Raw genomic sequence first — 25,766 nt, 5'->3', positions numbered from 1 at the left:
GTTGTCGTCGGTTCTCCTTGGCGGCCGGGTCCTCTTTGCAGGCCACCGCCGGCCCCCTCGCCGGTCGCCGACGGCCCTCCTTGGCGGCCGGGTCGCCTTTGCCGGTCACCGCCGGTTCTCCCAGGTGGCCGGTGCCGCTTCACCGGCTGCCGCCGGCTCTTCGGCGGCCGGTCCCTTGCTGCCGGCCGCCGGTCCCTTGCCGTCGGCCGTCGGCCGTCGGCCGCCGCAGGCCCTCCCCGGCGGCCCGTCACCCCTTGCTGACCGCCGTGAGGATCTCCGGCAGCCGCCCCGCCGTGCGGGGTGCGGCCAGCCGCAGGCCGAGCAGCGTCAGCGCCGCGCCGTACGCCGCGCCCACCGGCAGCAGCAGCAGGCTCGACGCGTCGCCGCCCCCGCTGAGGTTCAGCCAGAGCGTCAGCGCGATCACGGGAGCGCACAGCAGGGCCGCGCCGGCCATGCCGCCGACGATCGAGATCCAGGCCAGTCCGACCTGACCGGGGGCGACGTTCTTGTACCCCTCCTGCGGGATGGAGTACGGGAAGCGCGCCGAGGTCCACGCGCCGGTCGCCAGCATCGCGCCCAGCAGGGCGAAGGACAGGCCCAGGGCCTCGGGCAGCGTCCGCCAGTCGTTGAGGATCGCCGTGGTCAGGACCGTGACGAGGGTGGCGTACGGCAGGGTGATCAGCAGCAGGGCCAGCGCACGGGCCCGCAGCTCGACGTACGCGTCCCGCGTCGACGAGATCGTCATCGCGACCATCCAGAACGCGGACGTGTCCTGCCCGAACTGGTTGTACATCTGGATGCCGAGCATCCCGGCGGCGAAGCACGCGAAGTACACCGAGCCGGTGCCCTGCCAGGCGTTGAACACCGGCACGATCAGGCCGATGGCCAGCGACGTCACCCACGCCGCCTTGGTCTTCGGGTCGCGCCACACGTAGCGCAGGGTGCGTTCCATCGTCGTACCCGTGCGGCCCGCGGGCAGCAGCCGGGCGAGTCCCGACGAGCCGCGCTCGCGCACCGGGCGCGTGTCGCTCCGCAGCGTCGATCCGTCCGGCGTGGTCATCAGCCGCGTCAGATGCCGCTCCCACACCCACAGCAGCAGGACGAGGGCCGCCGCGGTCACCGCCAGCTGGCCGAACGCGACACCGTACGAGCCCTCGCTCGCCGCGTCCATCGCGCCGATCGCCGACGCGGGCGGCACCCAGCGCAGCACGCCGGCCGCCGGGTCGAGCTGCTCCAGCCCCGACGAGCCCAGCCGCTGCGCGCCGAAGTTGACGAGCTGCGCGCCGACCGCGACGACCAGTCCGCTCAGTACCGCCAGGTCGCGGCCCTTGCGGCTGGTCAGCAGCCGTACGTTGGCGGCGGCGACGGCCCGCGCGAGCGTCACGCACACCAGCAGCGCGAGGATCGCGCCGACGACGCCGACGGCGTACGCCGCCCCGCCGTGCGCGACCGCGACCACGGAACCGGCGAACATGCACAGCGTGAACAGCGGCCCGATGCCCACCAGCGAGGCCGTGAGCAGGGCCCGGACCAGCGGGCGGGGCCGCAGCGGCAGCATCACCAGCCGGGTGGGGTCGAGGGTCTCGTCCCCACCCGGGAAGAACAGCGGCATCACCGCCCAGCCGAGGCCCAGCACCGCCGCCAGCAGGACGACGAGGGAGTCCACGTGCGCGTGTCCGCGCAGCGCGACCAGGCCGATCAGCTGGAGCGCGGCGAAGAGCAGCACGACGACGGCCGAGGCGACGTAGGCGGCCCGCCGTCCGCCGGACTGCCGCAGGCCGTTGCGCAGCAGGGACAGCTTCAGCCGCACGAAGACGGATGTGAGGGGCGCGGCGGACGTGGCGGACGTGGCGGACGCGTCCGGCGTGCCGGGCGTGCCCGGAGTGCCGGAGCCGAAGGGTGCGGCCTGCGCGCTCATCGGGACCCGCCGCCCAGCCAGTCCAGGTCGGAGCCCGTGTCCCGGCCCCCGGCACCGACGAGTTCGAGGAACGCCTGCTGCAACGAGGCCGCCTCGCCGCGCACCTCGGCCAGGGTGCCGGTGGCGCGGATGCGGCCGGCGGCCATGACGGCCACCCAGTCGCACAGCGACTCCACCAGCTCCATGACGTGCGAGGAGAAGACGACGGTGGCCCCCGAGGCGGTGTAGCGCTCCAGCACGCCCCGGATCGTCTGCGCGGAGACGGGGTCCACGCCCTCGAACGGCTCGTCCAGGAACAGCACTTCCGGGTTGTGCAGCAGTGCGGCCGCCAGCCCGGTCTTCTTCCGCATGCCGGTCGAGTAGTCGACGACCAGCTTGTGCTGGGCCCCGGACAGGTCGAGCACGTCGAGCAGCTGCGTGGCCCGCTTGTCGACCTCCGCCCCCGGAAGCCCCCGCAACCGCCCCGTGTAGGCGAGCAGTTCCCGCCCCGACAGCCGCTCGAACAGCCGCAGCCCCTCGGGCAGCACCCCGATCCTGGCCTTCACCTCGGCCGGATCGCGCCACACGTCGTGCCCGACGACCTCGACCGACCCCTGGTCCGGCCGGAGCAGCCCGGTCACCATGGACAGGGTGGTGGTCTTCCCGGCCCCGTTCGGCCCGACGAGGCCGATGAACTTTCCCGCGGGCAGCTCGAGGTCGATGCCGCCCACGGCGACCTGCTGCCCGAACCGCTTCCAGAGCCCTTGCACACGCACGGCGTTCGCGCTCACCACGTCTCCCTCCGTCGGATTCGACCCTACGGGGGAAAGCGCACGCGAGGGGCGCGGGGAACCGCGCGATCCACCGCGCGATCAACCACGGCGGACCCGCGGCCGCCGGCCGGACAGCGGCCCGGCAGACGAGACGGCGGCCCGGTAGACGGCAAGGCGGCCCGGCAGACGAGATGGCGGCCCGGCAGACGAGACGGCGGCCCGGCAGACGGCAAGCCGGTCCTAACGATCCCTGCCGCACGCGTACGCCAACGCCGAGATCAACTCCTCCACGTCCGGCAGCCACCGATTCGCCGCCGTGGGGCGGCACACCCACTGCACGGCCCCCCGCGTCCCGTAACGGGTGGGCGGCGCGGCCACATACGTGCCTTCCCCCAGCGCGGCCAGGTCGAGGGACGACGGCGACCACCCCAACCGCCGCACCAGATCCGGCATCTTCACCGCGGCCCCCGGCAGGACGAAGAACCGCATCCGCCGGTCCGGCGTCAGCGTCACCGGCCCGAGCGTCAGCTCCATCCGCTCCATCCGGGCCAGCGCCAGGAACCCCGCCGTCTCGGGCACGTCGACGGCGTCGAACGTACGGCCGGTGGGGAGCAGGATCGACGCGGTCGGCTGCTTCTGCCACATCCGGCGGGCGACGGTCGCACTGCCCGTCGCCTGCGTCACCCAGTCCTCGCGCGCCGGGTGCGCGCCCGGGGCGGCGCACGCCGGGTCCGCGCACGAGCAGCGCTGCACCCCGTCACCGGCCTCCAGCCAGGTGCCGGGAAACACGTCCCAGTGGCGTTCCTCGGCATAGCGTACGGCGGTCTCCAGCAGCGACATACCGCGCTGCTGGGGGATCTGAGCGGCTTCGGTGCCGGGGATGGTCTCTTCCACGTGGAACTCAACTCCCGCGCTCACCGGGGGTTACGGGGGGTTGCGCGCGCGGGGAGGAGCATCGATTCCGCATCCGGGGCGCATGGGTGCATGTGCGGGGGCGCGCAGGAGGATTCGCCGCGGAGCTGGGTAGCCACGTCTGGGGGCGCACCGACCAACACCCCGGCAATCCTCGCAAACTTCGCAAGTCTCGCATTGTCGGCACATCGACGGGGCATTGATCTTCACGGCCGGACCTTCTCGTCCGCCGGGACCGCATCGAACCGCATGAGACCGCATGGGGGTACGCCATGGCCGCAAGGCCTCTCGTCGCGCGGCAGCCGAACGAACGGCTGCAGGCGCTCATTCAGGAAGCGGGCTGCTCGAACGCGGGCCTCGCCCGCCGGGTCAACATCTGTGGGGTCGAGCACGGTCTCGACCTGCGGTACGACAAGACGTCGGTGGCCCGCTGGCTGCGCGGACAGCAACCGCGCGGCCGGGCACCGGCGATCATCGCCGAGGCGCTCGGACGCAAGCTCGGCCGCACGGTCACGATCGACGAGATCGGCATGGCCAACGGCAAGAACCTCGCGTCGGGCGTCGGCCTCCAGTTCTCGCCGACGGTACTGGGGGCCATCGAGCAGGTCTGCGAGCTGTGGCGCAGTGACGTGGGACGCCGGGACTTCCTGTCGGGCTCCTCCGTCGCCGCGTCCGCGCTCGTCGAACCCAGCCGCGACTGGCTGATTTCCGCCCCCGACCCGCAGGTCTCGCGCTCGGCCGGGCCGCGGGTGGGCCAGTCCGACGTGGCGGCGGTGCGGGCGACGACGCAGGCGCTGGTGGACCTGGACCACCAGTACGGCAGCGGGCACGTGCGCCCGGTGGTCGTGCACTACCTGAACAGCGTCGTGTCCGGGCTGCTGTCGGGTTCCTACCGGGAGGCGGTCGGCCGGGACCTGTTCGCCACGGTCGCCCGACTGACCGAACTGGCCGGATACATGGCCGTCGACACCGGGCAACCGGGCCTCGCCCAGCGGTACTACATCCAGTCGCTGCGGCTGGCACAGGCGGCCGGGGACCGCGGGTACGGCGGGTACGTCCTCGCCGCGTCCATGAGCCACCTGGCCGCGCAGCTCGGGAACCCGCGCGAGATCGCCCAGTTGGCGCGCGCGGCTCAGGAGGGCGCGCGCGGACGGGTGACACCGCGAGCGGAGGCGATGTTCCACGCGGCCGAGGCCCGCGGCCACGCGCTGCTCGGCGATGTGCGGGCGGCCCATGAGGCGGCCGGCCGGGCGGTCGGCGCGATGGAGACGGCCGATCCGGACTCCGGGGACGACCCGGTGTGGATCGCGCACTTCGACGAGGCCTATCTCGCCGACGAGTTGGCGCACTGCCACCGGGACCTCGGGCAGGCCGACGCGGCGGCCCGGTACGCGCGGCAGTCCCTGGACGGACACCCCGAGTCGCGGGCGCGCAGGCGGGCCATCGGGCATGTGCTGCTCGCCACCGCGCAGGTGCAGCAGCGCGAGATCGAGCAGGCCTGCAACACCGCGACGAAGGCCGTGGAACTCCTCGAGACGCTGCGCTCGAACCGGGGCGCCGAGTATCTGGACGACTTCCAGGCCCGGCTGGAACCGTACCGGGAGGAAACGGTGGTAAGGGAGTTCGGGGCACGGCTCGACCTGCAGGTCGCCGCGTGAAAGAACGGGCCCGCGGACGCGGAACGGGCGGGAAGAACCGGCGTGGTGAGCGGGAAATGCCGTAAACAGCGTGCCGCGGCCCGGTTTTGTTACTGCGGTCGCGGGGAAGGAGCTGTCGCCCGGTGCTGCGTGGCAGTGGGCTGCGGGGACCCGGTAGCGTGAGCCGACGATTCCGAAGGTCCCCCATTCGTAGGAGTCCCGGTGACGCAGAGTGGACAGGGCGAGGAGCCCTCGGCGCGGCAAGCGCACGAAGGCATCGTGCTGCCCTCGGACGGTGGCGAGCCCGTGCTGCCGGGGCCGGCGGGCGGACTCGCCGGCCCGCAGGCAGGACGCCCCGTGCCCACCTCGGCGCCGCCCGGCGGACAGGCCTGGGACCAGCCGTGGGGTCCCGGGCAGCAGCAGAGCCCGCCCCCGGACCAGGGCTGGCCCGCGTCGCCCGGCGCCCAGCCCTGGGGATCCCCTCAGACCGCCCAGCCGCCCGCTCCGCACGCCTGGCCGGCGCAGAGCGGCCCGGCTCAGGCGCCCGGCGCCCTGCCGCCCCAGGCCGGACCGGGTCCCCTGCCGCCGGAGGGCGCGCAGGCCCCGGCGTACGGCGGACCGGCGGCCGACGGCCACCACCCCTACGGCTCCCAGCCGCCGTACCCGCAGCACGGCCGGCCGGACGTGCCTCAACCGCACGCGTCCCACCCGCAGGCGCCTCAGCCGCACGCGTCCCACGCACACGCGTCCCACCCGCACGGGTCCCACTCGCACGCGCCCCAGCCGTCCGCGCCTCTTCCGCCCGTGGACGAGGGCGCCACCCAGTACCTGCCGCCGGTCGGGATGCCCGTGGACGAGGGCGTGACGCAGTACATACCCCCCGTGCCCCCCGTGGGGATGCCCGCGGACGAGGGCGCGACGCAGTACATACCCCCCGTGGCGCCGGGAGCGCTGCCTCCGGAGAGACCCGCGCCGACGCAGGCGGAGTCGACGCAGTTCCTCGGCCGGGCCCCGCAGTACCCCGGGCAGCCCGGGGCCGGGCACCAGCCCGCCGCCCCCGCCTCACCCGCCGCGCCCGTTCCCGGCCCCGACGCCGAGGCCACGCAGTACATCGCGCCCGTGCCCGGTGGCCCCGCCCCGGCCCCGTTCGGTGCCGCGCCCGGCGGTGAGGAGGGGCGGCAGCCGCCCGCCGAGTTCGACAGCCTCTTCCGCGGCGCCCCGGGCGCCGACGGTCCGGCCTCGTCCACCCAGCAGATGCCCCGCTTCGACGAGCCGCAGCCCCCGCGCCCCGGCGCCCCCTCCACGTACGCCCCGCAGGGCCCGGGCGGCGGCAGGCGGCGCGGGTACGACGACGGCGGCGGCCGGGGCGGCCGCGGTGGCGGGCGGACCGGTTCGCGCCTGCCGCTGTTCGCGGCGGTGGGCGTCGGTATCGCCGTCGTCGGGGTCGGCGCCGGCGCGATGATGGCCGGCGGCGGTGGCGAGGAGGACAAGGGCGGCAACCAGACCGTGTCCGCCACGGCTCCGGTGTCCGAGTCCGCGTCCGCGTCGGCCTCCGCGTCGCCGTCCGTCGATCCGGTCCGGCAGCAGGCCGTCGAGCTGGACAAGCTGCTGGCCCACAGCGGCACCGGCCGGACCACGGTGATCAACGCCGTCGCCGACGTGAAGTCCTGCGACAACCTGCCCCAGGCGGCCAAGGACCTGCGCGAGGCCGCCAAGCAGCGCACCGGGCTGGTCACCAGCCTCTCCCAGCTGTCCGTGGACAAGCTGCCGCAGCACGCCGAGCTGACCACCGCCCTCACCAAGGCGTGGCAGGCCTCGGCGTCGGCCGACAACCACTACGCGGCCTGGGCCGACCAGACGGCCGGCAAGAAGGGCTGCAAGAAGGGCAAGGCCCGCACGACCAGCGAGACCCAGGCCGGCAACCGGGCGAGCGGCACGGCGAGCAAGGAGAAGGCCACGGCCGCCCGGCTCTGGAACGCCATCGCCAAGCAGTACGGCCTGACACAGCGCCAGCCGACCCAGCTGTGACCCGGCCGGGTCGCCTCGGCCCGCGCAAGGCGCCGGCGGGCGGCCTCTGCCCGGTCAACGCGCCGTCGGGCGCCCTCGGGCCGGCGGCTCGCTCAGGTCACGTCGGTGTTCCGCAGGGTGCGGGTGGTGTCCAGGGCGCCCTCGCGGGCCGAGACCAGGCGGCCCTGCCGGACGACCTGCAGGGTGACCTCCGTGTTGACCAGGCGGGGGAAGCCGACCGAGGCCAGCTTGCCCTGGAACCTCCACTGGAGCGGCGGCGTGAGCCCGCCCGTGCCGACCTCCAGTCCGTCGTCGAGGGCGCGGGTGACGGTGTGGGCGCTGACCTCGCCGTCGCCGAGCGCCTCGACGACCTCCTTGAGGACGGTGTACGCGATCCAGGTGGTCTGCACCCCGGCGTCGGCCGCGTCGACGCGGTTGTCACCGAACGCCTCCTCCTTGATCACCTTCTTCATCCCGTCCCAGGCCGGATCGCTCACCGCCGGGTACCAGCCGGTGACGTAGGCCCCCTCGTAGGGCCCCGACGCGCCGCCGCTCGCGTTGACCGTGGACTGGTCGACGCTGCCGAGCACGGTCGCGGTCCGCACGTCGGGGTAGTCCTCGCGGGCCCGCCGGAAGGAGTCCATGAAGGTGCCGGTGCGGTCGCCGAGGACGGGCACCACGCACCCCGGCTCCGCCGGGTCGGTGGTCGTCCGTTCCAGCGCGCGCTCGGACTGGCCGTCGTACTCGGTCGCGTCCTCCGCCGCCCGCTGGTCGTGGGCCCGGCCGTGGCCGCCCGAGGTCAGTCCCGAGTCGAGCAGCGTGGGCAGCTGGTCACCCACGATGGTGTCGGGGCGGACGAGCGTGACCGGCCCGCAGGAGTCGGCGAGCGCGCTGCCGAGACCGGCCAGCAGCGCGGGCTGACCGCCGTTGACCGGGTAGGACAGCGGGCTGGTGAACTCCAGGTTGGTGAGGCCGTAGCCGCCGATGTACGGGATGCCGGCGCCCTCCAGTACGGGCAGGAAGGCGTCGGCGTGCTGGCTGTAGGAGCCGACGACGGCGACCGCGTCCTCCTTGACGGCGCGGCGGGCGCACTTCGCGGCGGTCACGCTGTCGTTGTGGTCGTTGCAGGTCAGGACGTTCAGCGTGCGGCCGCCGAGGCCGCCCTGGTCGTTGATCCAGCGGGCGTAGGCCTGCGCGAAGGCGGGCATGCCGGGTTTGTTGGTCGCGCCCGTGTCCTGCGGCGCCCAGGTCATGACGGTGATCGAGTCGTCCCCGGAACCCCCCGTGGTACCGGGGACGAGCCCGCAGCCGGTGGTGAGCGACGTACACGCCGCCACCAGTGCACCCGCCGACAGCGCGCCGGTGCGGGCGGCCCGGGAGCGGCCGCGGAGGCCGCGGAGGAAGCTGCTGCGCGTGCGTCGCCTTCCGGTCATGTACCCGCACGATTCCGTCACACGGCTAACCTGGAAGTGACCTGCGGTCAACGTGTGGTGACGCCGGGGTGAATTGCGGGGGCCGGTGAGGTGCGGGTGAAGGGGAACGTACGATCGATGACCGTGCAAGATTCGGAGAACTCCTCTCGTCGCGGCCGTCGCTCCTCCACCATGGGCGGTATGCCACTCAACGACATGCCGTGGTGGCGCTGGCGCAGCCAGGTGCGCTCCGCGCTGCACATGCTCTCCGCCCCCGCCTTCCAGCGGAACGTCTGGCTGGCCGGTGTGGACGGCTACGGAGACGTCACCGACGCGGTGTACCGGCTGGTGGAGGACACCTGGCTGGACCACTGGTCCGCCGAGAAGTACGTGGGCACGGTCTTCCGCGACTCGCAGGAGGCGGCGCTCGTCGACAGCGCCGTACTGCGGGTACTGCGCATCATGCACCAGGTGGGCCCGGACGCGCCGGTGAACGCGTACCTCGACCACCCGGACTGGCCGGAGGCGGTACGGGCGGCGCGGGACGCGCATGTGCGGCTGGCCACCGGTGACGGCGAGGACCCGGAGGCGGAGCCCCGCTCGCTCGATCTGCTGCGGCTGCTGACCCGCTCCGCCTGACGACGTCGTCCCGGGTCCGTCCGACGACGTCGTCCCGGGTCCGCCTGGCGGGACGGCACTCGGGCCGGGAGCCCGGATATGGGACCCTGTCCTGCATGAATGAGCAGTCCTCCGCGGCCGTCCCCCAGGCCGCCGCCCCCGCCGACCAGTACGTCCTCACCCTGTCCTGCCCCGACAAGCAGGGCATCGTGCACGCCGTGTCGAGCTACCTGTTCATGACCGGCTGCAACATCGAGGACAGCCAGCAGTTCGGCGACCACGACACGGGACTGTTCTTCATGCGTGTCCACTTCTCGGGCGACGCCCCGGTGACGGTGGACAAGCTGCGCGCCAGCTTCACGGCCATCGGTGACGCCTTCCACATGGACTGGCAGATCAACCGGGCCGACGAGAAGATGCGCATCGTCCTCATGGTCAGCAGGTTCGGGCACTGCCTGAACGACCTGCTCTTCCGGGCCCGGACCGGCGCGCTGCCGGTGGAGATCGCGGCCGTGGTGTCCAACCACACGGACTTCGCCGAGCTCGTGGGGTCGTACGGCATCCCCTTCCACCACATCCCCGTGACGAAGGACACCAAGCCCCAGGCCGAGGCGCGGGTCCTGGAGATCGTGCGCGAGGAGAACGTCGAACTCGTCGTGCTGGCCCGCTACATGCAGGTCCTCTCGGACGACCTGTGCAAGCAGCTCAGCGGCCGGATCATCAACATCCACCACTCCTTCCTGCCGAGCTTCAAGGGCGCGAAGCCGTACCACCAGGCGCACGCGCGGGGCGTGAAGCTGATCGGCGCGACCGCGCACTACGTGACGGCCGACCTCGACGAGGGGCCGATCATCGAGCAGGAGGTCGAGCGGGTCGGCCACGACGTCACGCCGGACCAGCTGGTCGCCGTCGGGCGGGACGTGGAGTGCCAGGCGCTGGCGCGGGCCGTGAAGTGGCACGCCGAGCGGCGGATTCTGCTGAACGGGCGGCGGACGGTGGTCTTCGCGTAGGGCTCCGCGCACGCTCTGCGGGGGCTCCGCGGGGGCTCTGCGGGGGAGCTCGGGGGGTTCTGTCCGGCGGGCGGCTGCGGGTGGTGGGTGGCTGGTCGCGCAGTTCCCCGCGCCCCTTGAGGGCGTGCGGCGAACGCGTCCCCGGAGGTGCCGGGGACTGCGCGACCGGCCCCCGCGCACCCCGCAGCCGCCGTCGATGCCGCGACCGGCCACCCTGCGCCCCTACATCCGGCTCATGCTCGCCGCCGCGAACAGCACGTCCCTGATCGCGTCCCGGTCGCCCACCTGACCCGCCGCTGCCTCCGCCGGAGGCACGTGGCCCGCGGCCAGCCGGCAGAACTCCACGCCGTCCAGGGCGACATGCGCCACCTCGTGCTCGGCGGAGCCCACCGCGCCGGGGGAGTCGAGCGGGATGAGCCACTCGCCGCCGCCCGAGCCCTCGATCTCCAGCCGCAGGCTGCGACCCGGCTCGCCCGCCGTGACCAGGTGCGGCCGGGTCGCGGGCGCGGCCAGCCCGTCCCGGCGGCGGGCAGCCAGGACGGCCGGCAGCATCCGGGCAGCGAGGTCGATCATGCGGTTCAGATGACGCCCGGAGGGCGGCTCGTACGGGTAGTCCACCGCGTCGGCGATGTCCTCGGCGTGCACCCAGCACTCGAATGCCCGGTCCAGCATCGCGTCGTGCAGCGGCAGCTCGAAGTCGCCGTACGAGACCGGCATCCGGCCCGCGTCACCGGTGAACGACACCGTCCGGACGATCCCGTGGCTCTGCTCGCGCCACGGTGCCCGCATCGCGCGGGTGGGCGGGGCGTGCGAGGCCCGCCAGTACGCCTCCGTACGGTCGGCCGGGGCGGAGGTGGGCGCGGTGATGTCGTCCAGCGGGTCGGCGAGGCCCAGGGCGACCGCGACCAGCCCGTCGACGGTCAGCAGGTGCGAGATGACCCCGGCGACGGTGGTACGGCGGCTGGTGGCGCCGTCGGCCTCGAACCAGCGCAGCCGGACCGGGGCGTGCCACTCGGCGTCGCCGATGTCCTGGAGCAGGGCGTCCAGCCGCGCGACCTCGGCGTCGTACGGTCTGGCCCACTCGGGTACCGGGATTTTCGGCGGGCGCCGCTCCAGGCAGCCGTCCAGGACGCGGTTGCGCAGGGCGGGGTCCAGATCGAGGCTCTCCGGCCGCTGCAGCAGAGCGACGGCCTCGCGCAGCCGCAGTGCCTCGTCGGCGCAGGCGTCGCACTCATCGAGATGCTCCTCGACGGACGCCGCCTCCTCCGCCGAGCAGGCGGCCAGCGCCCACGCCCCGAGCAGCGACGTCAGCACCTGGTGCTCCAACGCGACCGGCCCACCCGGCACCACATCGGGCAGGGCCCGCCCACCGTCCTCGACGGACACCCGGGGGAGCGGTATACGGGGCGCGGCCCCGCCCCCTTCCCCTCCGCCGAAGGACGCGGGCCCGCTGGGTCCGCTGGGCCCGCTGGGCCCGCAAGGCCCACCGAGCCCCCTGGGCTCACCGAGTCCCCTGGGCTCACCGAGTCCGCCGGGCGCAGTGGTTCCGCTGGGCTCACCGGGGCCGCCGGGCTCACCGGGCCTAACGACCTCGCTGGTCCCGTCTGGCCCGTCTGGCCCGTCGGGTCCGCCGGGCTCACCGGGTCCGCCAGGCCCGCCCGGTCCGCCGGACCCATCGGGTCCGCCAGGCTCACCAGGCCCACCCGGTCCGCCGGGACCACCGGACCCACCGGACCCATCGGGTCCACCGACTCCACCGATTCCGCCGACTCCCTCAAGGCCACCGAGGGCCGCCGGTTCACCGGGGTCACTCGGCGGCCTGGGGTCATGTGGGCCGCCCGGGTCACGGCCCTGGCCCCCGGTCTCGTCGCGCGCCTCCTTCATGCCGCACCCCCGTATCCCGGCGGGGTCCCGGGTGTGTCCGGGGAGGCGGCTTCCCGGGCGGTGGACAGGAGCTGGAGGCCCAGGCGGAGGCGGCGGCGGGCTTCGTCCTCCGTGACGCCCAGGTCGGCGGCGGTCTGGCGGTAGTCGCGGCGCTGGAAGTAGGCCAGTTCCAGGGCGGCGCGCAGCGGGGCCGGCATGGACTGGACGATGTAGTCGGCGCGGGCGGCGACCGAGGCGTGGCGCACCCTGCTCTCCAGCTCCTCGGCGGTGCCGGGACCGCCGCGGGCGAGCGCGGCCGTCTCGGTGGCGCGCAGCCGCTGCACGGCCAGGCGGTGGGTCAGCGCGGCCACCCACGTGCGCAGCGGGCCCTGCCGGGGGTCGTAGACGTCCGGATGCTCCCAGACGTACGCGAAGACGTCGCGTGTGAGGTGGTCGGCGGCCCGCTCGTCACCGAGCACACGGTGCGCGAGGCCGTGCACGAGTGAGGCGAACCGGTCGTAGAACTCCCCCAGGGCGGCGGCCTCGCCGCGCGCGAGCCGCTGCTGCATCTTGCGGTCCCACCTCAGTGGTACGTCGCTTCTCGCCATCCGGCCCTTCACCCCCTGCTCGGTCTCCTGGTCGTTCCATGGTCGTTTCGTGGTCGTTCCATGGTCGTCCCGCCCGCACCGGTCACCAGGCTTCGGCCACCGTGTTCCCGAATGTAGTCGGCGGGTCCGACACCGCACGCCCCTTTATGTCAATGCACGCCCCCGACGGCCCCCAGGTGGTAAACGCGCCGGTCCGCCTCCCCTACCCTCTACCGTGCGACCGGATTCGATTACTTTCGAACGAACAGGATCGAAACCGTCTGAAACAAGCCTCTTCTGACCGAGCACTGTTTCCGGCCGGGTGTTTGCGGGAACGGCCGGTGGGCAGGCGCGCGCCCAGGAAGCGTAAGCACGGCTTCCGTTTCGGGTGATTCCGGACGTTCCGACGAATGAAGGGCATGGTGGTGACGTTCAAAGTGACCGGCGGCGAGCGGGGCCAGTGGGCCGTGCTCCAGGTGTCGGGCGAACTGGACCTGGTGACGTCACCGGTGCTGCGGCAGCGCGTGCACGACGAGGTGGCCGAGGGGCGGCACAGTCTTGTCCTGGATCTTTCCGAGGTCCTCTTCTGCGACTCCAGCGGGGTCGGCGTGCTCATCGCCTCCCGCCGGCTCATCCGCTCCTGCCAGGGCCGGCTGCGGCTGATACTGCCGGCCCAGGGCGCCGTCGACGGCTCCCACGTCAACCGTGTCCTCGGCGCGCTCGGGGTGCGCCGGCTCTTCGACGTCCACCCCGATCTCGCCTCGGCGACCGGCGACGGGCCGCGCTCGCTCTCCGCGTAGATGCCGCCCGCGGCCGCACCCCGCGTCGTACGCTCCGAGCGAGAGGCGCAGAGCACCGACACGACGTGAGGCGGCCGGAGGAAACAATGGTCAACAGCGAGTACGAGCGCAGGATCGCCGCGAGGTTCGCCACCTTCGACCAGGACGGCAACGGCTACATCGACCGCGCGGACTTCAGTGAAGCGGCCAAGGCGCTGCTCGCCGAGTTCGGCACCACCGCCCGCTCCGACAAGGGGCAGGCCCTGTACGGCGGTGCGGAAGCGCTCTGGCAGGGCATGGCGGGCATCGCCGACCGGGACGGCGACCAGCGCATCACCCGCGAGGAGTTCGTCACCGCGGCGGTCAAGCGGCTGCGCGACACCCCGGACCGGTTCGCCGAGATCGCGCGCCCCTTCCTGCACGCGGCCCTGGACGTCGCCGACACCGACGGCGACGGAGCCGCCACCGTCGAGGACGCCGCACGCGTGCTCACCGTGCTCGGCGTGCCCGGGGACACCGCCCGGTCGGTCGCCGCCGCGCTCGACACGGACGGCGACGGCAAGGTGGGGGAGGCGGAGATCGTCTCGGCGTTCGCCCGCTACTTCACCGTGCCCGAGTAACGCGCCCCGAAGGCGACGGGCCGGCCCCGCGGGCGCCGGCGGCGTGACGGATGTCGCGGATCGTGGCAGAGGAGCGTCACGGAGCGTTGATACCGGGTTGTGTCCGCCGCGTGACCCGTCACGGCCCGGAGTCGGTGCCACACTCCGGTACCTTGTGTGGGATGCGAGTGGTCCTGAGCGCCGGCCGTGCCGGAGTTGCCCCTGGGGCGGCTCCGGAACCGGCGGTGTGCGCCTTGCCCCGCAGGGTGGAACGGCGTTCGGCCGCCACCGGTCCGGCTTCCCGGAACGAGCGTCGCACAGTATGCCGCACCGGTACTCCTTCGCGCTGGAATATGCCCGAAGCGCTTGTTGGCGTGACTGTACGTCAACCATGCTGTGTCGCAAGGGATTCACGTTCTGTGACCCGTGACCCGGCCGTTGTTCTGGCCATGCAGAGAATGGCTACGATCGTGGCCCTCATGAGGCGCGAGCCTTTGTGTCCGCCGGTTCGGATGGTGTGAGCGGTGCAGGTGCTTCAAGTGCAACTGGAGGTCCGGCCCGACCCCTCGGAAGTGGGGCGTGCGAGGCGGTGGGCGCGCTCACGGCTCGCAGGGGCCGGGATACAGGCGGATGAGCCACTCGCCGAGACGCTGGTCCTGCTCGTCTCCGAACTCGTCACCAACGCCGTCGTGCACACCGGCCGTTCGGCCGTGCTGCGGCTGGTGCTGCCGGGAACGGTGACCGAGGAGACCGAGGAGGCCACGGTCCGCCTCGAGGTGGACGACACCAGCGACCTGGCACCGGTGCCCCGCTGCGTGAACGGTGAGGCGACGGGCGGCCGGGGCCTGGCCCTGGTCGACGGCCTCGCCGACCGCTGGGGCTGGAGCCGGGAAGGCACCGGCAAACGCATCTGGTGCGAACTCGACCGCTGCGGCGACCGCGAGGACGCCGCCCCGGCCTGCGGGAGCGGCGGCGGCACGGTGGCGTGCGACGGGTTCGCGTACGAAGTGGTGTAGCGACGGCGCGGGATGCGCCGGGTGCAATGAGGCCCCCCTTTCTCCGGGGCCGGTGCGGCCGTGCGCCGGACGTGCTTCCGTGCGCGTCCCGCGCGAAGGGGACGTAAGTGATGAATCCCCCTCGACTGGTTGACGGATCGTGACCGCTTCCTCACGCTTGGAGGCAACGATTCGCCGCGAGGGGACGACGAGGGTTCGGTGACGGAGCCCTCGACGAGTGTGGGTCGTGATTCGGCGGCGGTTCCCCCGGGGGGCGACGGGAGCCGGGCGGGAGCGCCGGAGTCGGGTGGCGGCGCGCGGTGCCATGCTCGGGGCGGACAGCACCGCGCCGCCGTTCCGACGAGTCCGGGAGAGAGCGCTGGAGCGTCCGCTCACTGTCCACAGGTTGTGGACAACTCGGCCCGGAAGGTTCGCCGGTATGCGGTCGGGGTGACCCCGAGCGTCGCCTGCAGGTGCTGCCGCATCGACTGGGCCGTGCCGAAGCCCGCGTCGCGGGCCACCCGGTCGACGGACAGGGCGGTGGACTCCAGCAGGTGCCGGGCCCGTTCGACACGCTGCCCGGTGAGCCACTGGCCCGGGCTGACGCCGACCTCCTCGCGGAAGCGGCGGGTGAAGGTGCGTACGGACATCGACTCCTGGGCGGCCATGTCCCGCAGCTGGATGGGGTCCTGGAGGCGGCCGAGCGCCCAGGCGCGGGCGTTGGCCGTGGAGGACTGCCGCGGATCGGGCACCGGCCGCTCGATGTACTGCGCCTGCCCGCCGTCGCGGTGGGGCGGCACGACGGTGCGACGGGCCACGTCGTTGGCGACGGCGGTGCCGTGGTCCCGGCGCACGATGTGCACGCACAGGTCGATCCCGGCCGCGACCCCGGCCGAGGTGAGCACGTCGCCGTCGTCGACGAACAGCACGTCCGCGTCCACCCGCACCTTCGGGAACAGCCGCTGGAAGTGCTCGGCGGAGGCCCAGTGCGTGGTCGCCGGCCGGCCGTCGAGGTACCCGGCGGCGGCCAGGACGTACCCGCCCGTGCAGATCGCGACGAGCCGGGTGCCCGGCCGGACGAGCGCGAGCGCGGCCGCCAGCTCCTCGGTCAGCACGCCCTCCTCGTGGACCGGACCCAGTTCGTAGGAGGTCGGGACGACGACCGTGTCGGCGGTGGCCAGGGCCTCGGGGCCGTTCTCGACCAGGATCGCGAAATCCGCGTCGGTGTCGACCGGGCCCGGCGGGCGGACCGAGCAGGTGACGACCTCGTACAGCGGGCACGCGTGTTCGTCCCGGGCGCGCCCGAAGATCCGCTGCGGGATGCCCAGTTCGAAGGGGAGCAGGCCGTCGAGGGCGAGGACGACGACGCGGTGCGGCCGGTGCGGCGGGCGTAGCGGGTTCTGCGGGTGCGGCGGGTGCTGCGCGTTCTGCGGGAGCGGCCGGGTCGGGCGGTACGTGCGGTCGGACGCCATGGCCCGATCCTAGCGAACCGTGTCCTTCGGGCCACTCGATCGGACGGGTCCCCAACCGGAAGCTCCTTGGTATGACCCGGACCACCGATGCCGCCCCAGCACCCGTGCCCCAGCCGGAGCCCGTCCTCCCGCGCCGCCGCACCCGGGTGCACCGCGCCTGGTGGGTCGCCGCCGTCACCTTCGTGACGATCATCGGCGCCGCCGCCTTCCGCTCCCTGCCGGGCATCCTCGTCGACCCGCTCCACGAGGAATTCGGCTGGTCGCGCGGCACGGTCGGCGCCGCCGTCTCCGTCAACCTCGCGCTCTACGGACTGACGGCCCCCTTCGCGGCGGCGCTGATGGACCGCTTCGGCATCCGCCGCGTGGTCGCGGTCGCCCTGGTCGTGATCTCCCTCGGCTCGGGCCTGACGGTGTGGATGGACTCCGCCTGGCAACTGATCCTCTGCTGGGGCCTGCTCGTCGGTCTCGGCTCCGGCTCGATGGCGCTGGCCTTCGCCGCCACCGTCACCAACCGCTGGTTCACCGAGCGGCGCGGCCTGGTCACCGGCGTGCTCACCGCCGCCGCGGCCTCCGGACAACTGGTCTTCCTGCCGCTGCTGTCCTGGATCGTGGAGACGTACGACTGGCGCCCCGCGGCCGTCACCGTCGCCCTGGCCGCCCTCGCCGTCGTCCCCTTCGTCTGGCTGCTCCTCCACGACCACCCGGCGGACGTGGGCCAGAAGCCGTACGGCGCCGCGGAGTTCGTTCCCAAGCCCGCCCCCGTGCCCGGTGCCGCCCGCCGCGCGCTGACGGTCCTCTTCTCCGCCGTGCGCACCGGCCCGTTCTGGCTGCTCGCCGGCACCTTCGCGATCTGCGGCGCCTCGACCAACGGCCTGATCCAGACCCACTTCGTGCCCGCCGCCCACGACCACGGCATGCCGCTGACGGCCGCCGCCTCGATGCTCGCCGTGATCGGCGTGTTCGACGTGGTCGGCACGGTCGCCTCCGGCTGGTTCACCGACCGCTTCGAACCGCGCCGCCTGCTCGCCGTCTACTACGCCCTGCGCGGCGTCTCCCTCCTCTTCCTCCCCATGCTGCTCGCGCCCAGCATCCACCCGCCGATGGTCTTCTTCATCGTCTTCTACGGCCTCGACTGGGTCGCCACCGTCCCGCCCACCCTCGCCCTGTGCCGCGAGCACTACGGCGACGACAGCGCGATCGTCTTCGGCTGGGTCCTCGCCTCCCACCAGATCGGCGCCGCCCTCGTCGCCTTCCTCGGCGGCGTCGCCCGCGACCACTTCGGGTCGTACGACGTGGTCTGGGTCGCGTCCGGCGCCCTGTGCGCGGCGGCGGCGCTGATGGCACTGGTGATCCGGCGGCCGGCGGCTCCGGCGGCCGCCCTGTCGTGACCGGGCCGTAGGCTGCCGCGCATGGGGTGGGCGACGGCGGGGGAGCGAAGCGGGCGCAGGCGCCCGACCTGGTCGAACGGTGAGTGGAGTCAGGCGGCGGCGCTGTGCGCGGCGCAGTTTCCGGCGGTCGGGCTGTGGTGGTGGATCGTCGCGACGAGCGCGGACGACCACGGCGCGTACGGGGGTGCCCTGGGCGTGGCCTGCCTGCTGGTGACCGCGCCGGTGATCGTGCCGTGCCTCGGCCTGCTGCACGCCACGCTGCAGGTCATGCCGGCCGCCGCCCTGGCCCGCCTGCGGCCGCGGCACTGCCGGGGACCCGAGTGGGTCTGGCATCTGTCGGCGTCCGTACTGGTCGGCACGGCCGGGGCGGTGGCGGCCGGCGCGCTGTGGGGGGCGCCGCTCGTCGAGGCGGCCCTGTGGTGCGCCGGCGGCGGGGTCCTGCCGGTTCTCGGGCTGGCGTACCTGCGCGGACGTGCGTGGGAGCGGGGTATCTGGCTGCGCTCGGCGGGTGCCGGCGCGGGGCTGCTCGTCCTGACCGGCGCGTGCGGCTTCGTCCTGATCGACTCCTACACGCCCCCGGTGCTCTCCGCCGGGCAGCTCGCCGGGTCGTGGCACGGCGCCGACGGGGCCGTGCTGACGCTGCGTCCGGACGGTGCGGCCGAAGCCGGCCGGATACCGGTCTCCGAGGACTTCGACGGCGTCACGGCGTGCGACGGCACCGGCACCTGGGCCGTCGAGCGGGCGGGCGAGGCCGGCCGGTATCGCGACGGGGTCCTCGTCCGGCTGAACGGCGACTGCGGGCAGGAGATGGACTGGACGATCGGCGGCACCGAGCAGGAGCCGGAGCTGTTCGTGCTGCTCGGTGACCCGGACGCCGGGGAGCTGAGGATCCTCACCCTCGCATGAGCCCGCCCCCGCCGCTCCGCCCCTGCCGCTCCGCCCCCGTCCACCACGCCGGTCGGATTGAATGGCCCGATGGCTCAGACACGCATGCACACCCTCGCCCCCGCGCACACCGAACCGCGCGGACACGCCCTCCACCTCCGGCCCTGGGACGCCGGCTCCGAGGACGACGCGCAGACGTGGCTGCGCGGTCACCTCGACCCCGAGTTCCAGCGCTGGAACACCCCGCTGAAGCTGTGGACGGACCTCGGCGGTGCCCGTGAGGCGCTGCGGGCGCGGGCACGGGAGGCCGCGGAGGGCACATCCGTGTCGTTCCGGGTCACGGACGCGCAGAGCGGCACGACGCTGGGCCACATCGGTGTCGGGGACATCAACCGGCCGCTGAAGCTGGCACGGGTCGGCTACTGGGTGCTCCCGGAGGCTCGCGGCCAGGGGGTCGCCACCCGGGCCCTGCTCCTCGCCACGCGCTGGGCCTTCGCGGAACTCGGCCTGCACCGCCTGGAACTGGGCCACGCGGTGGGCCACCACGCGTCCTGCCGGACGGCCGAGCGCTGCGGCTACGCCTGCGAGGGCACGCTGCGCGGCGCGATGTTCGAGGCCGGCCGGCAGGACGCGTTCCGGGACGTGCACCTGCACGCGCGGCTGGCGACGGACGAGGAGCCGGCGGGGCCCGGCGACGGGCGGTGAGCGCCGCTCACGGCCACAGCGACCGTGTGCTCCAGCCGCCGTCCTCCGTCCGCCGGTAGGCCAGCCGTACGTGGCGGCGGCGGGCGTCCCCCTGGAAGAACTCCACCTCGTCGGGGAGCAGCCGGTACAGCGTCCACGACGGGACGGGAGCCGTCGGCTCCCGTCCGGCCCGTTCCCAGGCGGCCTCCGACGCCCGGGCCAGTTCGTCCGGCGAGTGCAGGTCCGCGCTCTGCCGGCCGGTGAGGGCGGCGGCCAGCGCGCCGGTCGACCGCGCGTGCAGGTCGGCCTGCGCCTCCTCGGCCGGTGCGACGGCGACCGGGCCGCGCAGGCGCACCTGGCGGCCCAGCGCCGGCCAGTAGAAGACGAGGGCGGCATACGGGCGGGCGGCGAGGTGGCGGCCCTTGCGGCTGTCGGCGTGCGTGGCGAAGGACCAGCCGTCCGCGTCCGCACCGTGCAGCATCACGATGCGGACGTCCGGCAGGCCCGCCGCGTCCGACGTCGCCAGCGACATCGTGTGCGGCTCGGTCTGACCGGCCGCCACCGCGTCGGCGAACCACCGCGTGAACAGGGTCAGGGGATCGCCGGGCGCGGTGGCCGGGTCGAAGGGCGGCAGGTCGGTGACCGCGGGATCCCACACCCGCAGTGACCTCAGCAGCTCGTGAAGGTCGGTTCCCATGCCCCGATTGTCACGGGTGCCGGGGTGCCGGGGTGCCGGGGTGCCGGGGTGCCGGGGTGCCGGGGCACGGGAGAGCGGGGTGTACGGGGTCCCCGGGGTCACGGGCGGCAGGGTTTCACAGGGAGCCGAGGTCGGAGGAGACCCAGCGTTCGGGCCGCATCCGGACGACGACCTGCTCGCCGTGGTTCGCGGAGGCGAAGTCGACGTAACCGTCGACCTTCTCGGCCGGCAGATAGCGGGCCGCCATCTCCCGCAGACGCTCCTCGGTGGCGGGGGCCGTCTCGACGACCGGCCCCTCCACCGACACGTAACGGATGGTGGGCTCCAGCCGGTCGACCATCAGGGAGAACCGGCCCGCCGCCTTGATCAGTTCATTCTTGCGGCTGTCGAGGCCGGTCATGATCCACGCTTCGCCGCCCGGTTCGTACTGGTACCAGATCGGCAGGGTCAGCGGGGCGCGGCCCGCTCCCGCGTCGACCGCGAGCGCGGCGATGTGGGGCTCGGCCAGGAACTTCTCACGCTCTTCGCGGGTCAGGGCCATTCCGGTCTCCTCCAGCGGGTACGGGCGTCGATGTGGGACACAACACCGGTCGGGCAGCCCGCTGTTCCCCGTTCGGCGGATGCCGGGCGCCGCACCGACGAAACGCGCGCCGATGCCGGCCGTGGGGTGGACGGCGGCACGGCGGACCGTGCGCGGCAGCCCCAGGACGCCAGTCTGCACGGGCACCGGCGGCTGCGCGAGCCGGAGCGGGCGGGGGCGGCCGGTGGCTGCCGGGCGGTGGCGGGCCCGTCCATCGCGGGAGCTGGGCATCGAGGCGCTGGACATGGAGGCGCTGGACATGGAGGCGCTGGACGTCGAGGGGGTGGCCGCCGAGACGTGGAATGCCGAGGCCTGGAATGCAGAGGCGCTGAACGTCGAGGCGCTGGTCATCGTGTCGATGCGGCAGGAGGGCCGGGACACGGTCGCCGAGTTCGAGCGGGCGGTCAGCGAGGTGGTGCGGGCGCGGCGGCTGACGTCGGCGCTGGTGATGAAGCGTGATACGGCCTGGTGAGGCCTGTTGAGGCGTGATGGAGCACGTGGAGCACGTGGTGCGTGACCGGCCGCTGCCGACGTCACGCGGGGCGCGGGGCCGCGGGGATGACAGGTTCGGCTGCTGGGCGGTGTGCTACTTGGTGGGCTTCTTGCCGGTGATGCCCAGGTACATCAACAGGGCCAGGTGCGGCTTGAGTTCGGCCTGCTTGACGCCCCAGGAGGAGAAACCCTTCTGGTGCGAGGCGGCGGCCGCGAGCATCACGACCAGGGAACCGGCGATCGCCGCGGGGTTCACGTCCTTGTCGACCTTGCCCTTGGCCTGCAGTTCGGCGACCGAGTCGGCGAGGGAGGAGTTGACCGAGTTCAGGATCCGCATGCGGATCTTGGAGAACCGCTTGTCGCCCTCGGCCGCGCCCAGATCGACGACGCGCAGGATCGCGTCGTTCTTCCGCCAGAACTCCATGAATCCGTCGACGAGTTCCTGCGCCGTCTGCCAGCCGGCCTTGCCGACCCACGAGCGTCCCGCCGTCAGCTCGGCCAGCCCGGAACTCTCGGCGGCCATGCGCTCGGCGATCTCCAGGACGGCGCCCTCGACGTCCGGGAAGTACTGGTAGAAGGTCGCGGGCGACGTGCCTGCCTTGCGGGCGACATCGATGACTTTGACATCGCGATAGGGGGAGGAGCTGAGCATGTCGCTGAGGCAGTCGAGCAGTTTCTGCCGGGTCGCCTGCCCACGTCGACCGGCCACGCGGCCGTCAACGGTACGCACTTGTCCTGTCATGCCGTCAGCTTACCGACGGGTGATCCGAGCGCGATTCGGCCGACTGCAAATGGGGTGCGCGTGCGGAAAGAGGCTGGTGTGCCTGGTCTGCGCGGTGCGGGCGGCGCGGTTACTTTGGCGGCATGGCCGAAAACGGGGCATCCGAGAAGCGGACATCCAGCGACCCGTCCGCGTCACCCTCACCTCCCTCCGCGTACCCGGAGGGCGCCCCCTGCTGGGTGGACGCCCAACTCTCCGACGTAGCGGCCGGCAAGCGCTTCTACGGCGGTCTCTTCGGCTGGACCTTCGAGGAAGCGGAAGAGGAACGAGAGGCAGCGCGAGAGGCGCCGCGAGAGGCGCCGCGAGAGGCGCCGCGAGAGGCGGTGCAAGAGGCAGCGGAAGGAGGGGCCGTATGGGCGCGGCTGGGCGGTGTTCCCGTCGCCGCGCTGACCCGCAAGACGGACGGGCGGATGCCCACCGTGTGGTCCGTGTACTTCCACACCCCGGACGCCGCGGCACTGGCCGAGCGGATCCGGGCGGGCGGCGGCCAGGTCGTCACGCCGCCCCACCCGGTCGGTGACCTGGGCACCGCCGCGCTCGCCGCCGACCCCGACGGTGCCGTCTTCGCCCTCTGGCAGCCGGGCCGCCACCCCGGCTTCGGACGCCGGCACGAGCCGGGTGCCTTCGCCTGGGCCGAGCTGTACACCCGGAACACGGAGGCCGCCAACGCCTTCTACGGCGACCTCTTCCACGAGGCTCTCTTCGGCCCGGACGCCTCCCCCGACTTCGGGCGCGCCCCGGTCTCCGACGTGTTCCCGGCCGAGATGCCGCCGCATTTCCTCGTCCACTTCCAGGTCGAGGACTGCGAGGCCGCGCTCGGTGCGGTGGCCCGGCTCGGCGGGCGGGTGCGGGTGCCGCCGTTCGAGACGTCGTACGGGAGGGTGGCCGTCGTCTCGGACGGCCAGGGGGCCTCGTTCGCGCTGCTGCAACGCTGAACGGTCCGCGGGCGGTGCTCGAAGCTCCCCCTCCACTCTCCACCCGCCGCCTTCCACCCGCCACCCTCTACCCTTTTGCCCGGGATCAGGCTGGACACCCTGATTGTCCTCAGGTTCGCCAGCAGCGACTCGGACAGGAAGAATCGGGGTGCGTGGCGCCACGGAGGTGCGGTGGTGAGACGCTGCACTTCGGTCGCGTACATATGTGGGTGGCGCGGCTCGTACGGGGAGGTGGCAGGCAAGTGGTGGATCAGCTGACGCAGCACGATCCGCGGCGGATCGGGCCGTTCGAGGTGCTGGGGCGGCTCGGTGCCGGCGGCATGGGGCTGGTCTATCTCGCGCGTTCGGCGTCCGGCCGGCGGGTGGCGATCAAGACGGTCCGGACGGAGCTGGCGGAGGACCAGCTGTTCCGCGTCCGCTTCACCCGCGAGGTGGAGGCGGCCCGCGCGGTCTCCGGCTTCTACACGGCGGCGGTGGTCGACGCCGACCCGCGTGCCGCGGTCCCGTGGCTGGCCACGGCGTACGTTCCCGCGCCCTCCCTCGAGGAGATAGTGAACGAGTGCGGGCCGCTGCCGGCCCAGGCGGTGCGCTGGCTGGCGGCGGGCGTGGCGGAGGCGCTGCAGTCGATCCACGGCGCCGGACTCGTCCACCGCGACCTGAAGCCCTCCAACGTCCTCGTCGTCGAGGACGGCCCCCGGGTGATCGACTTCGGCATCGCGTCCGGCGTTTCGAACACCCGTCTGACGATGACGAACGTCGCTGTCGGCACCCCCGCCTACATGTCCCCGGAGCAGGCGAAGGACTCCCGCAGCGTCACCGGCGCGAGCGACGTGTTCTCGCTCGGCTCCATGCTGGTCTTCGCCGCCACCGGGCACCCGCCGTTCCACGGCGCCAACCCGGTCGAGACGGTCTTCATGCTGCTGCGCGAGGGCCCCGACCTCGAAGGCCTCCCGGACGAGCTGCGTCCGCTGATCGAGTCCTGCATGCAGATGGAGGCGACCGGCCGCCCCAACCCCGCCGACCTCCAGTCGCAGCTCGCCCCGCACCTGTTCGGCTCCGGCTCCGACGACAGCGGTACGGCGTCGGCCTGGCTGCCCGAGCGGGCGGTGGGCCTGATCGAGAGCCGCCGCGGCGGCCGTCCCGCGGCCAAGCTCGCCACGACGGCCGGCGGTCGCGGCGGTGGCGTGGGCGGCGGTGGCATGGGCGGAAGCGGCATGGGCGGCAGTGGCGGTGCCGGCCCGGCCGGTGCCCGCCCCGCGGTGCCCGCTCCTCCGCTCCCGCCCCCGCCCTCGCACGATCCCGTCGTACCGGCGCCGCCCGTCCACGCGCCACCGGTGCCCGCGCCCGTCGGCGCCCCCGACGCCGGTCCGGTCCGGCTGGCCGGGGCCTCGGTGCCCATCGGCCCCGGCCCGCGCGTCGCCGACATGCGTTCCGCGGCCGTCGCGGCACCCCCGCCGGAGGCCGCGCTCGCCGCGTCCTGGTCCCGTCCGCGCCCGGGCGTCAACGGCGCCGGCCCCGCCCTGCCGACGACGGCCCCGCCCGTGCCCGCCGCACCTCCCGAGGCGTCGCCGGCGGGCTGGCGCCCGTGGCGTTTCCGCATGTCCAACGACGTCTGGGGCACGCCGTCCGTCGCCGGGGACCTCGTCTACGTCACCTCGTTCGAGGTGCACGCCCTGGACGTGGCCACCGGGCGCCGCCGCTTCAAGACCCGGGACGTCGCCTGGTCGATGGCGGTCGCGGACGGCCGTATCCACGCCTCCGACGGCCCCACCCTCTTCGCCCTGGACGCCCGCGGGGGCGCCGACCTGTGGCGCGTGCAGACCGACGCCTGGGTGTACTCCCTCCAGGCCGACCGGGGGACGGTCGTCACCGCCACCCGAGGCGGCGGCGTCCAGGCCTACGAGTCCTCGGGCGGCCAGAAGCTGTGGGAGATCACCGGCGCCCAGACGGACTTCGAGTCCCCGGAGGCGGGCGCCGCGCTCCACGACGGCACGGTGTACGTCTGGCAGGACGCCCGGCTGCGCGCGCTGGACGCCCGTACCGGTGACGAGCGCTGGTCGTACCCGATCGGCGACGCCGCTTCCTGCGGCGGGGTGCCGGTCCGTGTCGCGCACGCCCCCGACGGTTACGTCTACGTCTCGGCCGGCACCAGGGTCCTCGCCCTGGAGGTCACCACCGGCCACGTCCGCTGGCACTTCGAGGCCCCGGCGGTCTTCCTCGCCCCGCCCGCCTTCGTCCCCGGCCCCGCGGTGACCGGCGGCGGCGTCTACCTCGTCGACTACCTCGGCACGGTCTACGCCCTCGACGCCACCGACGGCCGCGACCGCTGGCGGATCGCCACGGAGGCCCGTTCCTCGACCGACCCGGTCCTGGTGGCCGCCGGCCACGTCCACGTGGGCAGCGGCAAGGGCCTGTACACGCTGGACGCGGTCACGGGGACGCCCAAGTGGCGCTTCCAGGCGGGCGGCGAGATCGTGGGCGCCCCCGCGGTCGCCGAGGGCCGCATCCACTTCGGTTCGACCGACCACCTGCTCTACACCCTGAAGGCCGACGACGGCCGCCTCCGCTGGAAGCTGGCCACCGGCGGCGAGATCACCGGCTCCCCGGTGGTGCGGGACGGCATCGTGTACGCGTGCAGCAAGGACCGCTGCGTCTACGCCCTGGACGCGGAGAAGGGCACGGGTACGGCCCGTACGACGTGAGGACCGGCGCGTCCGTCCCGCCCGGGGCCCTGGTCTCCAGGGTCCCCGCCGGGAGGATCGG

General features: G+C 73.7%; 23 protein-coding genes. 13 read left to right on the top strand and 10 right to left on the bottom strand.

The features are described from left to right. Positions 1-247: 247 nt before the first annotated feature. The 3 genes from ACP4J0_RS01535 to ACP4J0_RS01525 all read right to left on the bottom strand — a co-directional run bounded on the left by ACP4J0_RS01535 (position 248) and on the right by ACP4J0_RS01525 (position 3,564). Positions 248-1,918, bottom strand: coding sequence for a transporter (locus ACP4J0_RS01535; protein ID WP_426596756.1), 1,671 nt, complete (start codon positions 1,916-1,918; stop codon positions 248-250). Further along, a complete protein-coding gene (locus ACP4J0_RS01530) occupies positions 1,915-2,691 on the bottom strand; it encodes an ABC transporter ATP-binding protein (protein WP_426596755.1) in 777 nt (258 codons plus the stop codon). The genes ACP4J0_RS01535 and ACP4J0_RS01530 overlap by 4 nt, the downstream gene beginning before the upstream one ends. Before the next feature lie 219 nt (positions 2,692-2,910). Beyond that, positions 2,911-3,564: a bifunctional DNA primase/polymerase gene (locus ACP4J0_RS01525; protein ID WP_426596754.1), complete on the bottom strand. Its 654-nt coding sequence runs from the start codon at positions 3,562-3,564 to the stop codon at positions 2,911-2,913. A 290-nt stretch (positions 3,565-3,854) separates the two neighbouring features. On the opposite strand from ACP4J0_RS01525, the gene ACP4J0_RS01520 reads away from it, so the two are divergent. Next, positions 3,855-5,240 carry a transcriptional regulator gene (locus tag ACP4J0_RS01520; RefSeq protein WP_426596753.1) on the top strand — a complete coding sequence of 462 codons (1,386 nt, stop codon included), beginning with the start codon at positions 3,855-3,857 and terminating at the stop codon, positions 5,238-5,240. 201 nt (positions 5,241-5,441) lie between these two features. Further along, complete coding sequence (locus ACP4J0_RS01515; protein WP_426596752.1) at positions 5,442-7,247, top strand: hypothetical protein; 1,806 nt, start codon at positions 5,442-5,444, stop codon at positions 7,245-7,247. 92 nt (positions 7,248-7,339) lie between these two features. On the opposite strand, the gene ACP4J0_RS01510 is transcribed toward ACP4J0_RS01515, so the two are convergent. After that, positions 7,340-8,659, bottom strand: coding sequence for an ABC transporter substrate-binding protein (locus tag ACP4J0_RS01510; protein ID WP_426596751.1), 1,320 nt, complete (start codon positions 8,657-8,659; stop codon positions 7,340-7,342). Between the two features lie 117 nt (positions 8,660-8,776). Here ACP4J0_RS01510 and ACP4J0_RS01505 point away from each other — a divergent pair, with 117 nt between their 5' ends. Together ACP4J0_RS01505 and purU are read left to right on the top strand one after the other, a co-directional pair. Beyond that, positions 8,777-9,277 (top strand): SCO4402 family protein, encoded by a 501-nt coding sequence (locus ACP4J0_RS01505; protein ID WP_426596750.1) that lies wholly within the window; start codon positions 8,777-8,779, stop codon positions 9,275-9,277. A 95-nt stretch (positions 9,278-9,372) separates the two neighbouring features. Next, positions 9,373-10,266: a formyltetrahydrofolate deformylase gene (gene purU / locus ACP4J0_RS01500; RefSeq protein ID WP_426596749.1), complete on the top strand. Its 894-nt coding sequence runs from the start codon at positions 9,373-9,375 to the stop codon at positions 10,264-10,266. Between the two features lie 222 nt (positions 10,267-10,488). Here the strand turns inward: purU and ACP4J0_RS01495 are convergent, their stop codons facing one another. Then, a complete protein-coding gene (locus tag ACP4J0_RS01495) occupies positions 10,489-12,027 on the bottom strand; it encodes a maleylpyruvate isomerase N-terminal domain-containing protein (RefSeq protein WP_426596911.1) in 1,539 nt (512 codons plus the stop codon). Positions 12,028-12,146: 119 nt separating this feature from the next. Next, positions 12,147-12,737, bottom strand: a complete 591-nt coding sequence (locus tag ACP4J0_RS01490; protein WP_426596748.1) for a sigma-70 family RNA polymerase sigma factor — start codon at positions 12,735-12,737, stop codon at positions 12,147-12,149. A gap of 398 nt (positions 12,738-13,135) precedes the next feature. On the opposite strand from ACP4J0_RS01490, the gene ACP4J0_RS01485 reads away from it, so the two are divergent. The 3 genes from ACP4J0_RS01485 to ACP4J0_RS01475 all read left to right on the top strand — a co-directional run bounded on the left by ACP4J0_RS01485 (position 13,136) and on the right by ACP4J0_RS01475 (position 15,110). Further along, positions 13,136-13,516, top strand: a complete 381-nt coding sequence (locus tag ACP4J0_RS01485; protein WP_426596910.1) for an STAS domain-containing protein — start codon at positions 13,136-13,138, stop codon at positions 13,514-13,516. A gap of 86 nt (positions 13,517-13,602) precedes the next feature. Then, entirely contained in the window at positions 13,603-14,115 is a 513-nt protein-coding gene (locus ACP4J0_RS01480; RefSeq protein ID WP_426596747.1) for an EF-hand domain-containing protein, read from the top strand. A 518-nt stretch (positions 14,116-14,633) separates the two neighbouring features. Further along, complete coding sequence (locus ACP4J0_RS01475) at positions 14,634-15,110, top strand: ATP-binding protein (protein WP_426596909.1); 477 nt, start codon at positions 14,634-14,636, stop codon at positions 15,108-15,110. Positions 15,111-15,481: 371 nt separating this feature from the next. On the opposite strand, the gene ACP4J0_RS01470 is transcribed toward ACP4J0_RS01475, so the two are convergent. Next, positions 15,482-16,561, bottom strand: a complete 1,080-nt coding sequence (locus tag ACP4J0_RS01470; RefSeq protein WP_426596746.1) for a GlxA family transcriptional regulator — start codon at positions 16,559-16,561, stop codon at positions 15,482-15,484. A 71-nt stretch (positions 16,562-16,632) separates the two neighbouring features. Here ACP4J0_RS01470 and ACP4J0_RS01465 point away from each other — a divergent pair, with 71 nt between their 5' ends. From ACP4J0_RS01465 to ACP4J0_RS01455, 3 genes are all read left to right on the top strand, one after another. Next, a complete protein-coding gene (locus ACP4J0_RS01465; RefSeq protein WP_426596745.1) occupies positions 16,633-17,949 on the top strand; it encodes an MFS transporter in 1,317 nt (438 codons plus the stop codon). A gap of 21 nt (positions 17,950-17,970) precedes the next feature. Then, entirely contained in the window at positions 17,971-18,855 is an 885-nt protein-coding gene (locus ACP4J0_RS01460) for a hypothetical protein (protein WP_426596744.1), read from the top strand. 69 nt (positions 18,856-18,924) lie between these two features. Next, the gene (locus tag ACP4J0_RS01455; RefSeq protein WP_426596743.1) at positions 18,925-19,539 is read left to right on the top strand and encodes a GNAT family N-acetyltransferase; all 615 of its coding nucleotides are present in this window, start codon (positions 18,925-18,927) and stop codon (positions 19,537-19,539) included. Positions 19,540-19,546: 7 nt separating this feature from the next. Here ACP4J0_RS01455 and ACP4J0_RS01450 read toward each other — a convergent pair whose 3' ends face one another. Together ACP4J0_RS01450 and ACP4J0_RS01445 are read right to left on the bottom strand one after the other, a co-directional pair. After that, the gene (locus tag ACP4J0_RS01450; protein WP_426596742.1) at positions 19,547-20,215 is read right to left on the bottom strand and encodes a pyridoxine/pyridoxamine 5'-phosphate oxidase; all 669 of its coding nucleotides are present in this window, start codon (positions 20,213-20,215) and stop codon (positions 19,547-19,549) included. A gap of 115 nt (positions 20,216-20,330) precedes the next feature. Continuing rightward, positions 20,331-20,756, bottom strand: coding sequence for a pyridoxamine 5'-phosphate oxidase family protein (locus tag ACP4J0_RS01445; RefSeq protein ID WP_426596741.1), 426 nt, complete (start codon positions 20,754-20,756; stop codon positions 20,331-20,333). A gap of 283 nt (positions 20,757-21,039) precedes the next feature. Between ACP4J0_RS01445 and ACP4J0_RS01440 the strand changes: the two genes are divergently transcribed. Next, positions 21,040-21,267 carry a hypothetical protein gene (locus ACP4J0_RS01440; RefSeq protein WP_426596740.1) on the top strand — a complete coding sequence of 76 codons (228 nt, stop codon included), beginning with the start codon at positions 21,040-21,042 and terminating at the stop codon, positions 21,265-21,267. A gap of 114 nt (positions 21,268-21,381) precedes the next feature. Here the strand turns inward: ACP4J0_RS01440 and ACP4J0_RS01435 are convergent, their stop codons facing one another. Next, positions 21,382-22,017, bottom strand: coding sequence for a TetR family transcriptional regulator (locus ACP4J0_RS01435; protein ID WP_426596908.1), 636 nt, complete (start codon positions 22,015-22,017; stop codon positions 21,382-21,384). Positions 22,018-22,151: 134 nt separating this feature from the next. Between ACP4J0_RS01435 and ACP4J0_RS01430 the strand changes: the two genes are divergently transcribed. Next, positions 22,152-23,003 (top strand): VOC family protein, encoded by an 852-nt coding sequence (locus ACP4J0_RS01430; RefSeq protein WP_426596739.1) that lies wholly within the window; start codon positions 22,152-22,154, stop codon positions 23,001-23,003. Positions 23,004-23,245: 242 nt separating this feature from the next. Beyond that, the gene (locus tag ACP4J0_RS01425) at positions 23,246-25,705 is read left to right on the top strand and encodes a PQQ-binding-like beta-propeller repeat protein (RefSeq protein ID WP_426596738.1); all 2,460 of its coding nucleotides are present in this window, start codon (positions 23,246-23,248) and stop codon (positions 25,703-25,705) included. The last annotated feature ends 61 nt before the right edge of the window (positions 25,706-25,766 follow it).

Source organism: Streptomyces sp. WG7, from assembly GCF_049975785.1.
GTDB lineage: Bacteria > Actinomycetota > Actinomycetes > Streptomycetales > Streptomycetaceae > Streptomyces.
This window is presented reverse-complemented; position numbering and strand designations above follow the sequence as displayed.